We start from the raw sequence: 14,469 nt of genomic DNA on the forward strand, positions 1-14,469 counted from the left end.
TACCTCTTCTTATAAATTAAGAGGATTGGTTAAAAGAATGTTTTTCTTCTCTTGGTCGATTGGATATGGTTAGGAAACCCATCCATCTCTCGACCGCTTTTTTCTCCATGAATGGAGAAGCTTTATATCTAAATTTTTCGGTAATTTCAGGAGTAGGTTTTGAGAGTTTCATAGATTAAATCTGGTGTCAGTAGTTAGAAGGAAAAATCAAGAGAAATAATTCAATGAAATACTAATTTTTTGCTACATATCCCTCTTTTCAAAGCAGGATTTGAAGATATTTTCCATAGCATTTTTTTCACATTTCATATTAATTACTGGTGGGTATTAATTTCCTACTAGCTAATTAAATACCATCAAATATATGATTTAACGTAGCTCTCAAACTTACTCCCGAAATCTGCGAGTTGTACAGAATTAAATTCAGCAACTATGACAGCCATGACTCCTGAACTTTTTCTTAGTTTAATTTGTTAAATTCTCTTTTTTTCCTCTAGCTTTCTTCCTTCTGTCAAGCATTGATATATTTAGAAAGTTAGGTAGATTTTCATAGCTCAATACAGTTTCGTAAATCTCCCTTTGCCCTCTGAATCACATCAGACTAAATTTAAGTATTCAGCTATTAGCATTTCCTACGGAATGCTTACGACTAAATCCCAAAATCTGTTTTGAGTTGTGCTACCCATTTTTTCACACGTTCTTCTGTAAATTCAGCTTGATTATCTTCATCAAGAGCTAAACCTACAAATTTACCGTTTTTGACAGCTTTAGATTCAGTATAATCATAGCCATCTGTTGACCAATATCCAACAGTTTTACCACCCAAACTAGAGATTTTTTCTTCTAAAATACCCATAGCATCTTGAAAGTTGTCGCCGTATCCTATTTGGTCGCCTGTGCCAAAATAGGCTACTTTTTTACCATTAAAATCAATATTGTCTAGTTCATCAAAAAAACCGTCCCAATCACTTTGTAGTTCACCAATATTCCAAGTGGGACTAGCAATTATAATGTTTTGATAGCCATCAAAATCTTCGGTATTTACCCCATCCATATTATGGATAGTAACTATATCTTCTCCACCAAATTCTTCCTGAACCATTTCTGCTGCTGATTCAGTTTTTCCTGTTGTAGTACCGACAAAAAGACCAATTTTTGACATTTTTTATTTCCTTGATAATTTTTATCTTAATGCTAGTTAGATGTTACTAACTTTGTAAGCATTTCCTGCGGAATGCTGCGTAAACAGCCGTCAGCTATCAGCTATTGCTTTTAGTTTTAGATAAAAGCTTTATTCATTGAGTCAGAATTTATACTTACTACAAAAACTGGCTATATTCATTTAAACCCCCTCATGAGAGCTGACAACTAATAGCTAATAGCTGAATGCTTACCGAATAATTAATAATTAATAATTAATAATTAAATAATTCTGGTTTAAAGCCGACCATTTTAAGGGGAAAAAGCGGTCGAGGGATGGCGAGGTCCCCTCGCTGTCCGACCATCGACCAAGACAGCGGTCGTTTGCGGAGCATTCTGTAGGATGGGATGGCGAGGTCTCCTCGCTGTCCGACCATCGACCAAGAGAAAAGAAATAATATTTCCTTATATTCAATTCCGTAACGGTTTTAACCAGAGGTAATTATCAATTATCCATTATCAATTATCAATTAATGAACTAACTTTTAGCAGTTCAAGTTATTGAATTAGAATTAATCAATATCTAATTCATCACAATAACCAGACCAATCAGTTTGTAATCGATCCAAATTATTGTTGACGTTGGTTGTTTTATTTTGCCCATTAGTTTCTACTTCTAAATATTTAGTCTGGTTTTTTTGATGACCATTTTTGTTTACTTGTCTGATTTTCCATGAAGCTAGTTTTCGTGAATTTTGCATTTGTTTTGATTTCCTATATTTATTTTATTTATGTAATTAAGTTGCTGAAGTTAAGTTTAGTAATTTATCCTTTTCAGGAGCTAAATATTATTCTAATTACCATTAATTCTGATTGTTTATTTCTGATAATGATGGGATTAATTAACGAAGTCAGAAGTCAGAAGTCAGAAGTTAACCCACCCCTAACCCCTCCTGGGAGGGGAAGTAAGAGATTTGAGCAAGCTTCCAAAAATATTTCGCCTGAAAAGGTGGGGTTGGGCGACCCAATTATTTTGATAACTTGACAAAATTGTAATTATCATCGAACAGAGATAAACTAATAAAGGTCTCGTCATTTGCTTGTTAAGTTAATGCCTGAAAATTACACAAAATAAATATACAGACCACTTATTCATTAGAAGCAACTAACTAATTCATAGTAATAGAGAGATAGGTTAGGACTTATACGGATGGTAAGCATTCAGCTATTAGCTGTCAGCTATCAGCAACAAGAATGTCTCCTTAAGGACAGTGTTTAAATTAACAACTGACTTTAAGGTAAGGGAGGCAACTTTTGTAGCAAGACAATTAAATATTGCTTTTATCTTAAACTAGAAGCAATAGTTGATAGCTGATAGCTGACGGCTAAATGCTTACTATGGATGGTAATCCGAATTAGAGGAAATGTTTTTCCCACTGTTCCCTGTTTCCTGTTACAGTTTGAATAGCAACTACTCTATTGAAAGCAATATCTATTAAGCTGTTGCGTATTCAAGCTGCATACTCTACTATCAGATAAAATCGCGATCGCCTTTGATATCTAAGTATTTCATCCATAATAATTCTTGAAAAAGATGCAACTTTAGATACCTGAGAGCTTACTGTACTCAGAATTTACCTCTGAAAAATGAGAAAATATCTCAATAAATTGCGAAAAATATATTTAGTCAAAGTCTTCGTTTACAGTATGTTTAATCCTCAGTATTGTTAGTGGAGATTTCGGTCAAACTAATGAGAAATATTTCTATTAATATTAACCCACAACCTAAGTGAAATTGTCAAGCCTAAAAACAAAATTTTTTCCACTTGATATCAAAAAAACTCAAAAGCATTTAATTCAGAAGGAAACAAGTAAGCTTGCAAGGAAAAAAAAGCAGTGTTCATCGCTCAAACAGCGAATACGATGTTTGCTGATAACTACCGACTGCCGACTACTGACTGTTGAATATCGACTACTGACTATAAAACTATAGCGCTACGCAAATATGGCGCAGACATTCCTCTATTCCCTATTTCCTGAAACACTTTGATGACAACTGATAACTGATAACTGATAACTGATAACTGATAACTGAAATGACAGGAGCCAGATTCTCAGACCTAAGTACAAAGAATATCCTGATTTCTGACCCCTGAGTTCTAGGCGTTAGTTGTTAAGACTCAGTAACACCATTCAAAGCATTTTCAACACGCTTAAAGTCAAAACCCATAGCTCGCAGAGCGTGCCACAGATGACCTTGAAGGAAGAAGAAAGCTAAGAAGAAATGGGCATTAGCTAACCAACAACGAGCAGTATGACCACCTAAAGGCAACTTCACAGTATCAGCAAAATAGGGAGTAATCCCAAGCTTAATATCCAAAGCTGGGCCATAAAACTCTACAGGATAAGCTAAAGTATTAACGGCACAGAAATAAGCCGCAACAAATCCTGCTAAAGCTATTCCACCTAGAGAATAAGAAAGAATTGCTTCGCCAGAGAAGATTAAAACCCGTTTTGCCCAAGGAAGTGGCTCTTTGATAATGTGCCAAATGCCACCTAAAACTAGCAGAATTCCCACATAAATGTGACCTCCAACTAAGTCTTCTAAGCTGTTAACACTGGCAAAATGAGTTTGATATCCATATATTACTAATGGATCGAGAGTGGGATTAGTTACTAAACGTACAGTTTGAGTTGTAGCATCATAAAGCCCACCAAAATACATAGCTTTGGCTACTAATAATAGAGCGCCAAATCCTAAAAAAAGTAGGTGATGACCTAAGATTATTCCTAACTGTTTTGGGTTATCCCATTCAAAGTGAAATTTCTTAGCTCCACCTGTTGCATCCTTTAAATTTTCTGGAGCTTTAAAAGTATGAAAAAGTGCTCCTGCACCTAAGACTGCTGATGAGATTAGATGTACAACACCAACAACAAAATAGGGATAAGTATCTACAACTTCTCCACCATTTCCGATACCTAAACCTAAAGTTGCTAGGTGTGGCAGTAAAATTAAGCCCTGTTCTCCCATCGGTAAATTAGGAGAATATCGAGAGATTTCAAACAGAGTAAATGCTCCTGCCCAAAAGGTAATTAAAGCTGCTTGACCTGCGTGAGCAGCGATGAATAAACCAGATAGTTTAGCGAAGCGAGCATTACCAGCCCACCAGTCGTATTTAACTTCTGAATTATCATAAGTTTGCATGGTTTTTTTCCTTGGATTAGAGTCCGAGCAGCAATAATTTATGACAACAATTACTACTTTTTTTTATGCAACAGCTAATATGTGCTGATATAACAATATATTATACATACCAAACAGAAAAACAGTATGATTAATTACTTTTTTAATTGATTGAATTGAAGAGTATTTTGAAAAATATCAAGATAATTTTATTCAATAAATTTTACAAGTAATAATGCTTGAGCATTTCTAATCAAAATAGCTATAAAGAGATGATTATCTACTAAATAAGCAGATTTAACTGCAGATATAGCAGATATTAAGTAGTAATAATAATCTATTTTTAACAGATAAAATTGGTTGACAATCTATCAGAAAGTAGCACCATTTTTGGTCAAACTTTCTTTCATAAAGTCAACAACTATGGCAGTATAAAATAGGAGACTGCCCTAGTATAAATTCTAATTTTGTGTCGGCTAAGTCACTAATTTGAGCAGATGGCAGTAGTAGAAATGCGATCGCTCATCTCAGTACTGATTCTGCTCTATTCTGTATTCCTGAAATGGTTGGAAGGTTCTAATTGTGATATCATATCCTTAATCAAAATACATAGCTTTGGCCACTAATTACAGTGGTCATTTTTTTTGCTTCTGGACTAGAGTAAGTTTGAATACTTTTTTCAGATGTCCAGATTGGTAGTTATGGCCTTTTACCTCTTGTTACAGAGGATATTACATACTTATTGCAACTAATATTCAATAAATTTCTGGATTTGTCAAGAGTTTTTTGATATTTTTATCATTAATTTTTTGGCCTTAGCAGAGTTAAATCTTAAGAATGCATAAAATTAACGGAATAAAACTCTTTGATTTTGCTGCTAAAAATGGTTGATACAAAACGAATCTGAAATTAACCACCTAAAAGTATTGACAAAGCTTGTCATTAACTTCATAATACTAATTACATTGCTTATGGTGTTCTTCTCTCTGGTAGGACAACAGAGTCCCTCAGTCATACTGAAAATGTTTACAGCTTGGCTGGAAAGCAATTAGGGACTCTTTTTATTTGCCATTTTTCACAACTTATTACGGAAGTTATAAATCGTAGGGGCGAATGGCCATTCGCCCGTACAAAAGTTAAAAGTTAGATTTTATCGGCTCAAACGTATATTCGGATTCAGCTCTGCCTTCCTTCTAGTATTTAACCGGACATGATATAAGCTTTTTCTCAAGTCACTCTAAGTCGGAGGTTGCCTTATTGAGCTTTCACCTTCCCGTATTGACGAAATGTCTGAGATTGTGTTGCTTTCTCTACACTCTTCAAAATGTTGATTTACCAATTGCTGTAAGTCGCTTTCCCATTCAACTAAGGATGCTTGATTGACTTGTGTTTCGGTAGTTAATGGAGGTTCCGGTTCCGGCTCTGTCTGGGTCTCTGGTTCCGAGCTTCCGTCTAAATAATTTCCGATAATTTCTTCTAATAATTTTTCAGGCTTTACTCCTTGTTGTTTGGCCTGAGCTTTTAACTTATCCCAAACGTCTCTGGGTAGTTTTGCTGTGGCTAGGGGCGGTGTAGTTTCCCCGATAATAGTTGTTTCTATGTAAGTTGCTGTAATAGGTTTGGATTCTTGCTTTGCCTTACCCAAAACCTCTTGCCAACAGCTCACTGTCTCATCAACTTCTTCACTAATTTGACTGGCAGAACTGGCTAATTTTTGGGCTTGAGATACGTTGTCTGGCAATTCGGTAAATCCTTCGAGCATCAATGACCAAGATATTTGAGCAGCTTTAATGACTCGTTTGACGTAATAGACCGATTTTTTCAAGCCTTTAAGACAATACTCTTTGAAAGACTTATACCCTAAGTTTTTGTACAATTTATAAATTTGAAAAGCTCTCAAAGCCATGCCCTCTTTGATATAGGCATATCTATCGGCCAGCATATCTATTTCCAGAGAAGCGATCGCTTCATCGCCTTCTTTCCAGGTGTTGTCCCAAAATAAATCGCAAAATTTATCTAGATAGCCATCTGCCCAGTTGGGAAGTTCTGGGTCATTGAAAGGAGTCTCGAATTTGTGGTCATATAAATTTCCAATCATAAAAAGTAAGAAAAAGTTAGGTTACTTAGAAAGGGTTGAAGTTAGCAGCATTATTGCCTCACCCCAAAAGATATCCATTAGATAGTCACTGAGAAATTTAAAGGCTATGTCAGTTAAGCATTAGGTTTTAACTGTTTGGACTGCTTTGTTGGACTTCACCTCCTGGAATTAGTACACGTGTTTATAATATAAATTATTATACACTTGCACAACAGACTTGTCAAGAGTTTTGAGTAAAATAACTTTGCAAGTGCAGAATGGAAAATAACAACAGGTATAATGCCCAGAAAAACAATACACGGAGAAGCAAAGACGAGCTTAAACTTAACGGTTACTCCTACAACAAAGAAGCGTTTAAAGCGGATATCAGCAGCTCTAGGAATGAGCCAGAGCGAGTTAATAGAGCTGTGGGCCAAGGAGGCGGATTTACAATCGCACAAACAACTATTGGGGGAATTCTTGACCGCTTAAGAATTCTTCAATCTGTGCACCTAGAATATGTAGAAGCTCATGGCAAAAGATTAGAAAAGCGGCTAATCGAAAATCATACTCATAAATCGAAAGTGTTTGAGGAGATGCAATATTTAGAAGTTGAGTTGGTTCATCTCCTCGAATCTGCCGAACAAGAAGATCCAAACGAAGAAGAATAAAAAATCAAAGGAGCCGATCGCAGCAATGTGGTCGGTATTTTTTCAGGTTTCGTGCCAAAACAAATCGCAAAATTTGTCTAGATATCCATCTACCCAGTTGGGAAGTTCTGGGTCATTTAAAGGAGTCTCGAATTTGTGGTCATATAAATTTCCAATCATAAAAAAGTAAGAAAAAGTATTTTTACTAAAAAGGGTGAAGTTAGCAGCATTATTGCCTCACCCCAAAAGATATCCATTAGATAGTCACTGAGAATAAAAAAGGCTATGTCAGTTAAGCATTAGGTTTTAACTGTTTGAACTACTTTGTTGGACTTCACCTCCTGGGAATATAACGGCCGTTAATTGAGCATTTATATAGTACGTCCGTAAGGTGAAAACGTCAAGAGTTTTGAGTAAAATTTATTCACGAACGTAAAATGAAAAAAAGCAGTAAATATAATGCCGAGAAAATCAATCCATCAGGAAAAGAAGGCCAGCATTCATTTAACCGTAACCCCTAGAACCAAGAAGCGTTTGAAGCAAATATCAGCAGCTTTAGGAATGAGTCAAAGCGAGTTAATAGAGCTATGGACAAAGGAGGCCGAATTACGGTCTCAAAAACAACTGTTGGGGGAATTCTTGACCGCTTAAGGACTCTTCAGTCTACACACCTAGAATATGTAGAGGAAAATGGCAAAAGATTAGAAAAGCGGCTAATCGAAAATAATACTCATAAATCTAAAGTATTTGAGGAGATGCGCTCTTTAGAAGTTGAGTTGGTTCATCTCCTCGAATCTGCCGAACAAGAAGATCCAAACGAAGAAGAATAAAAAGTCAAAGGAGCCGATCGCAGCAATGTGGTCGGTATTTTTCCAGGTTTTGTGCCAAAACAAATCGCAAAATTTGTCTCGTACAGGAAAGCAGAAATAACTGACCAGTTACAAAATCCTAAAACAATTACAAATCAAGACTTTTGAGGGCGAATGCCATTCGCCCCTACGACTTTTGACTTCCGCGTAGCGGCACTAGGTTTTAACTGTTTGAACTGCTTCGTTGGACATCACCTCCTAAAAATTTTCAAGCGCTTCTTAACTAAAATAATTATAAATAAGCGCTTTTAATATTGTCAAGTAATTGAGTAAAATATTTTTAAGCGCTTACAATGGACAAAAAAAAATAGATGGGAAGAAAGATTAAGTACGAGCAAAAGAAACAACAATTGAATCTAACAGTTACTCCTGAGACAAAGGAATTATTGGCAGAAATAGCGGATGCTCTGAACATCAGTCGGAGCGAATTGATAGAAAAATGGGCGAGGGGCTGGCATCAGATGCAGTCAGTGGGCTTATTGGGGGAATTTTTGACCTGTTTCGAGAAATTGTCCGCGACGCATTAAATTATATGTACGCTCATAATGGGCGTTTAAAGCAACGGGGCGACGAAAGCGATGTGTCTATTGCTAGCTTCTTGGATAAAGCAGCAGCTTTAGAAAGAGAAATGGCTAAAGTCTTGGAACAGGTTGAACAACCACCAAAAAACGAAAAATTAGAAGAATAAAAAGTCAAAGGAGCCGATCGCAGCAATGTGATCGGTATTTTTTCAGGTTTCGTGCCAAAATAAATCACAAAATTTATCTAGATGGCCATCTGCCCAGTTAGGAAGTTCTGGGTCATTGAAAGGAGTCTCGAATTTGTGATCATATAAATTTCCAATCATAAAAAAGTCAGAAAAAGTTAGGTTACTTAGAAAGGGGTGAAGTTAGCAGCATTATTGCTTCACCACAAAAGATATCCATTAGATAGTCACTGAGAAATTTAAAGGCTATGTCAGTTAAGCATTAGGTTTTAACTGTTTGGACTGCTTTGTTGGACTTCACCTCCTGGAATTAGTACACGTGTTTATAATATAAATTATTATACACTTGCACAACAGACTTGTCAAGAGTTTTGAGTAAAATAACTTTGCAAGTGCAGAATGGAAAATAACAACAGGTATAATGCCCAGAAAAACAATACACGGAGAAGCAAAGACGAGCTTAAACTTAACGGTTACTCCTACAACAAAGAAGCGTTTAAAGCGGATATCAGCAGCTCTAGGAATGAGCCAGAGCGAGTTAATAGAGCTGTGGGCCAAGGAGGCGGATTTACAATCGCACAAACAACTATTGGGGGAATTCTTGACCGCTTAAGAATTCTTCAATCTGTGCACCTAGAATATGTAGAAGCTCATGGCAAAAGATTAGAAAAGCGGCTAATCGAAAATCATACTCATAAATCGAAAGTGTTTGAGGAGATGCAATATTTAGAAGTTGAGTTGGTTCATCTCCTCGAATCTGCCGAACAAGAAGATCCAAACGAAGAAGAATAAAAATCAAAGGAGCCGATCGCAGCAATGTGGTCGGTATTTTTTCATGGCAAAAATCCGGCAAACCTTCTTATATCATGTCCGGTTGAACAGTTATAATTAGGGCTTGCTGAAAAAGTCTTTTTTAAGGAGTAGGGGAGCGGGGGAGTAGGGGAGTAGGGGAGTAGGGAAGTAGGGAAGTAGGGGAGTAGGGGAGAATTTTTTTGCCCAACTATGCGCTAAAAATGCGCTCCATGCATGAGCATGAAGAGCTGAAAACCATGTACTTTTTCAATACCTAAAAAGGCTAAAACCTTTATCTGGTAATTATTTAAGATTTAATCAGCAAACCCTAATTAAACAACGGAGGAGTCAGGACTTAGGAGTCAAGAGGGAAGAAAGGGGAAGAGAAGGAGAAAGTTTTTTTATCACTAATTAGGGCTTGCCGATTAAATCTAAAAGCACTACTAAATAAAAGTTTTAGCCTTTTTATAATCGAATTGCAGTGTGCCTTTTTCAGTCCCAAACCCTCAAAAAGTGAGAATTTTGGGGCGAGGGGGGCAGAAAAATAAAAGAACAATTATTTCTCCTACTTTCTCTGTTTTCCTGCCCTCCCCACACTTCCCACACTTCCCACACTTCCCACACTCCCCACCCCCGCACACTTTGCTTTTTTCAGCAAACCCAATTATCCAGACATGATATTGCCTGTGGCCTGTTGCTTTCCGGGGCGTTGGTGAGGGTGTAATGCTCTAGATAGGAATTGGCACAGTCTTAAATTTGTAAGTAGTATAGTAGTAGGCTTTAGTTGCATAAAAGTTGCGATCGCAGCAAACCCCCTTGTGGCAGGGCCAACGCATCTAATTTTTTTGACAAATGACCAAGAAGATAATTTCAAATGGAGACTATGCGATATAGCTGCCGCTAGGCTCCGCCAACGCGTTTGCGTAGCATTCCGTAGGAAAGCGGACTGGAAGTCTATCGCTTCTCATATCACCATCAAAAAATACCCAAACTTTCAACTGTCAAAACTATCAAATAAATTTCATAATTAATACTTAAAAAACACTCTTAAGCTGAATATTAGAGTTTCCGTATTGGATAATTATCCTAGTAATAATAGAAATTTTCAACAATGAAACTCCAACCCAAAAAGAGTATTTATGAGTATTTTAGTGAACTAGAAGACCCGAGGGTAGATAGAACTAAACGTCATCAATTAATTGATATTATTATAATTACTATTTGTGCTGTAATTTGTGGTGCGGATACATGGGTGGATATAGAAGCTTATGGTGAGTCTAAATATGAATGGCTAAAAAGTTTTTTAGAACTGCCTAATGGTATTCCATCTCATGATACATTTGCGCGAGTTTTTGCACGTCTAGACCCCGAACAATTACAGAGTCTGTTTTTTGTCATGGATTAAGTCAGTAAGTCAAATAACTGAAGGAGAAATAATAGCAATAGATGGTAAAACTCTCAGAGGTTCTTTAGACCCGAAAAAATCAAGGGAAACCTATTCACATGGTCAGTGCCTGGGCAACGGCAAATCGCCTGGTTTTAGGTCAAGTAAAAGTAGATAATAAATCAAACGAAATTACTGCAATTCCTAAACTTCTCAAGGTTTTATCTATTTCTGGTTGCGCGCGTGACCATTGATGCGATGGGATGTCAAAAGAAATTGTTAAACAAATTACAGCACAACAAGCTGACTATGTAATTACTTTGAAAAAATCAAGGTTATTTTTATCTGCATAGTAGAAAAATTGCTAAATAAATTATCTAACAATGTTGGAGAAAAAGCCCGCGTAATGTGATTACTGTCAATCTGATTTAACTCATGGTCGTATCGAAGGTCGATACTATTATATGGTGAGTAATATTTCTGAAGAAGTAGACCCTTTTGGGGAATGGAAAAATCTCAAATCAATTGGCGCTCCTCGATTACTTTCGCTCTGAAAAAGATGGAAAAATCACTTGTGAACGAAGATACTACATCAGTAGTTTATCAAATAATGCACAAATTTTAGCTGAAGCTATACGAGGCCATTGGGGAATTGAAAATCAATTAAATTGGGTTCTGGATGTTCAATTCCAGGAAGATGATTCTAGAATCAGAAAGGATAATGCTCCTGAAAATTTAGCAGTAATTAGACAAATAGCATGAAATTTATTAACAAGCGAAAAAACTGTAAAAACTGGAATAAAAAATAAACGAAAAAGAGCCGGATGGAACAATAATTACCTCCTCAAAATTTTGTTCAGCTCATAATAAATTCTGATGGCAAATAAGTGAAAACATTCGGTATGATGATTTTGTTTGAGTAATAGCAGAATTAGAATTATTATTGATTGTGCTTTGATTACTTAAGCGTGATTGCAGACTGTAATATCTGGAATAAAATTCAAGGCTATTTCTATTTTATAGGTGTTTTTTACCCTTGTTTTAACAATGGCCAAAATATTTAGGTGTTAGCGGAGCTTTGCGGAGCGCAATCGCTTAAAAAACTATAGCGTTAGCGGAGCTTTGCGGAGCGCAATCGCTCTATTTAACATACGCTATACATAGTGTCTTTGCGTAAGTCCTGCTATAAATACTCCCGTATCAGTTATCGATCAAGGTTGGACGCGATCGCTTACTCGAAAATAGCGTTTGTGGAGCGTGAGCTAAGATGTCTCACAGTATCCATTCTCGGAATGTACCTCTTGGTCTTTTGTCAAAAAAATTAGATGCGTTGGCCCTGCCCCTTGTGGAACAGCATAAACAAGACTTTCAATAAATTTCTGGGGACTATATGAGGTTGTCTAAAAAATCATATGAGATTTATATGAGGTTTTGGGATTGCATTTTTCTTTTGGTGCAAGTATTTTGGTAATAACTCAGAGAACAATACTCAAAAGAAGTATTTTCTTTGTGCAACTATGAAATTCTCCCAGCCTAATTAATTAGTAATTCTGAAGTATTCAGAGTATAAGGTCTGAAAGAGGAAGTTCTGTTTGTAACATAATGTAACGCTTTGTATCAGTTTGATCAAACAAAAAACATCTAAATGTAAATATATTATATAGAACGCAAAAATTCTATTCTAGATAATAGAGGCTAAAGATCAGATAGTTATGCACAGTAATAGTGAAACCAGCAAGCAAATTACAGCGACCCAAGTATCACTACCCAAAGGAGGTGGGGCAATACAAGGCATTGGCGAAACCTTTCAGCCAGATGAATTTACAGGCACTGCCGGGCTTTCTATTCCCATATCTACTACCCCCTGTCGCGGCTTTGAACCGCAACTGAGCGTCAGTTACAATTCTGGGAATGGGAACGGGCAATTCGGTTTGGGTTTTGCTCTGTCTATTCCCAAGATTTCCCGCAAAACCTCCAAAGGACTGCCCAAATACGATGATACCGATACCTTTATCCTCTCCAACGCCGACGATTTAGTACCCATAGGTTCCCCCCGCACCGAAGACAGTTACCACATCATCGCCTACCGCCCCCGAACTGAAGGATTATTTGCTAAAATTGAGCAATGGAGCAACAATTCTACAGGAGACTCCTATTGGCGAGTAACCAGTAAAGACAATATTACGAGTATTTTTGGCAAAACGCCTCAAGCAAGAATCAGCGACCCAGAAAACGCAGACTGCATCTTTGAGTGGCTGTTAGAAGAAAGCTTCGACCCAGGAGGAAATTACATTATTTATCGCTACAAAGAAGAAAATATCGAGGGAGTTCCCAATGCGATTTACGAAGCGAACCGGACGCAAACGGCAAATAAATATATAGAAAGAATCCAATATGGAAACGACCGACCTATGGAAGAAGGAGAAGACCGCAACAGCGTTATCTGGTGCTTTGAAGTAATCTTTGACTACGGCGAATACGACATCAACCCGAACAACGCTACGCCCTATACCCCAGTTAACGAGTGGGCAAACCGACTAGATCCCTTCTCCACTTATCATGCAGGGTTTGAAATTCGCACCCATCGACTGTGCCGTAATGTTTTAATGTTCCACCGCTTTGACGAATTGGGCAGCGAACCAGTTCTAGTTCGTGCCACGCACTTTAATTATCAAGAAGACCCTAATATTACTTTTTTAAATTCTGTCGAAGCTATTGGATATCGCTATGAAAACGGTCAGTATCAAACCAAGAGTTTACCAGCTCTGGAGTTTAAATATACTGAATTCCAACCTGAAGGACACGAGTTTGAACCATTCCTAGAAGAGAACGGTCGGTTTTTACCAGGTTTGATTTCCTCAGAGTATCAAATCCTAGATTTATATGGGGAAGGCATTCCGGGAGTATTGTACAACGACGGCAACACAACTCTGTACTGGGAACCCGCAGCTAACACAGAGGGAAGTAAAGCCGTAAAATATAACCCTCCCCAACAACCTCAATCTCTACCTATTGTATCAGGGAAAACCAATAACCAACAGTTAATCGATCTAACGGGAAATGGTAAATTAGATTTAGTCCTGAGTACCCCGAATGTGTCGGGATATTACGAAGTAAAAAGCGATCGCTCTTGGCAGAGTTTCCAAACTTTTCCCGCTTTTACTAATGAATTTCTTGACCCAGACAGTCAATTGACGGATATTACTGGGGATGGGTTGTTGGACTTGTTGCGGATGGAAGGCGATCGCGTCAAAGTTTATCCAGGAAAAGGAAAGGAAGGTTTTGGCCTGCCTTTGATACAGCACCCGGAAAATGATTTGCCTTTGGAGAGGAAAGGCGATCGTACGGAAGCGTTGACGTTTGCAGATATCTTTGGTACAGGGAGGCAGCATTTAGTCAGAATTAAGAGTGGCGCTGTAGAATGCTGGCCATCTTTAGGCTACGGCAAGTTTGGCAAAAAAGTTACTTTGGGTAATGCACCCAGGTTTGGGGAAGATTTCGATGTCTCCCGGTTGTTTTTGGCTGATATTGATGGTTCGGGGACGACGGATATTTTGTATGTCAAGAGCGATCGGGTCCTGGTTTGGTTCAACCAAAGTGGTAATGCTTTCAGTGACCCCCTAAGCATTCCTCCCGGGAGGGGCTAGGGTGGGTCAGGTCAATGGGA

Annotated in this window: 11 protein-coding genes and 1 pseudogene; 7 read left to right on the plus strand and 5 right to left on the minus strand. The window is 37.5% G+C overall.

The window, feature by feature from the left end:
• Window positions 1-16: 16 nt before the first annotated feature.
• The 5 genes from SAGCYANO_RS05780 to SAGCYANO_RS05805 form a co-directional block, all read right to left on the minus strand.
• A complete protein-coding gene (locus tag SAGCYANO_RS05780) occupies window positions 17-172 on the minus strand; it encodes a hypothetical protein (protein ID WP_202219202.1) in 156 nt (51 codons plus the stop codon).
• A gap of 477 nt (window positions 173-649) precedes the next feature.
• Window positions 650-1,162 carry a flavodoxin FldA gene (fldA, locus tag SAGCYANO_RS05785; protein WP_202219203.1) on the minus strand — a complete coding sequence of 171 codons (513 nt, stop codon included), beginning with the start codon at window positions 1,160-1,162 and terminating at the stop codon, window positions 650-652.
• Between the two features lie 550 nt (window positions 1,163-1,712).
• Entirely contained in the window at window positions 1,713-1,901 is a 189-nt protein-coding gene (locus SAGCYANO_RS05790; protein ID WP_202219204.1) for a hypothetical protein, read from the minus strand.
• A gap of 1,412 nt (window positions 1,902-3,313) precedes the next feature.
• Window positions 3,314-4,345 carry a chlorophyll a/b binding light-harvesting protein gene (locus SAGCYANO_RS05800; RefSeq protein ID WP_202219206.1) on the minus strand — a complete coding sequence of 344 codons (1,032 nt, stop codon included), beginning with the start codon at window positions 4,343-4,345 and terminating at the stop codon, window positions 3,314-3,316.
• A gap of 1,216 nt (window positions 4,346-5,561) precedes the next feature.
• Window positions 5,562-6,422 carry a hypothetical protein gene (locus SAGCYANO_RS05805; RefSeq protein WP_202219207.1) on the minus strand — a complete coding sequence of 287 codons (861 nt, stop codon included), beginning with the start codon at window positions 6,420-6,422 and terminating at the stop codon, window positions 5,562-5,564.
• 257 nt (window positions 6,423-6,679) lie between these two features.
• Between SAGCYANO_RS05805 and SAGCYANO_RS05810 the strand changes: the two genes are divergently transcribed.
• The 7 genes and pseudogenes from SAGCYANO_RS05810 (at window position 6,680) to SAGCYANO_RS05840 (ending at window position 14,449) form a co-directional block, all read left to right on the plus strand.
• Complete coding sequence (locus SAGCYANO_RS05810; RefSeq protein ID WP_202219208.1) at window positions 6,680-7,072, plus strand: hypothetical protein; 393 nt, start codon at window positions 6,680-6,682, stop codon at window positions 7,070-7,072.
• Between the two features lie 566 nt (window positions 7,073-7,638).
• On the plus strand, window positions 7,639-7,881 hold the full coding sequence (locus tag SAGCYANO_RS05815) for a hypothetical protein (RefSeq protein WP_202219209.1): 243 nt from the start codon (window positions 7,639-7,641) through the stop codon (window positions 7,879-7,881).
• Window positions 7,882-8,231: 350 nt separating this feature from the next.
• Window positions 8,232-8,447 carry a ribbon-helix-helix domain-containing protein gene (locus SAGCYANO_RS49995; RefSeq protein WP_202219210.1) on the plus strand — a complete coding sequence of 72 codons (216 nt, stop codon included), beginning with the start codon at window positions 8,232-8,234 and terminating at the stop codon, window positions 8,445-8,447.
• On the plus strand, window positions 8,360-8,608 hold the full coding sequence (locus SAGCYANO_RS05825; RefSeq protein WP_202219229.1) for a hypothetical protein: 249 nt from the start codon (window positions 8,360-8,362) through the stop codon (window positions 8,606-8,608). Before SAGCYANO_RS49995 ends, SAGCYANO_RS05825 begins: the two co-directional genes overlap by 88 nt.
• 417 nt (window positions 8,609-9,025) lie before the next feature.
• Entirely contained in the window at window positions 9,026-9,418 is a 393-nt protein-coding gene (locus tag SAGCYANO_RS05830) for a hypothetical protein (RefSeq protein WP_202219208.1), read from the plus strand.
• Window positions 9,419-10,529: 1,111 nt separating this feature from the next.
• Window positions 10,530-11,669: pseudogene (locus SAGCYANO_RS05835) on the plus strand (ISAs1 family transposase).
• Between the two features lie 845 nt (window positions 11,670-12,514).
• Window positions 12,515-14,449: a SpvB/TcaC N-terminal domain-containing protein gene (locus SAGCYANO_RS05840; RefSeq protein WP_202219211.1), complete on the plus strand. Its 1,935-nt coding sequence runs from the start codon at window positions 12,515-12,517 to the stop codon at window positions 14,447-14,449.
• Window positions 14,450-14,469: the final 20 nt, after the last annotated feature.

It is taken from the genome of Okeania sp. KiyG1, assembly GCF_014132355.1.
Classification (GTDB): Bacteria; Cyanobacteriota; Cyanobacteriia; order Cyanobacteriales; family Microcoleaceae; genus Okeania.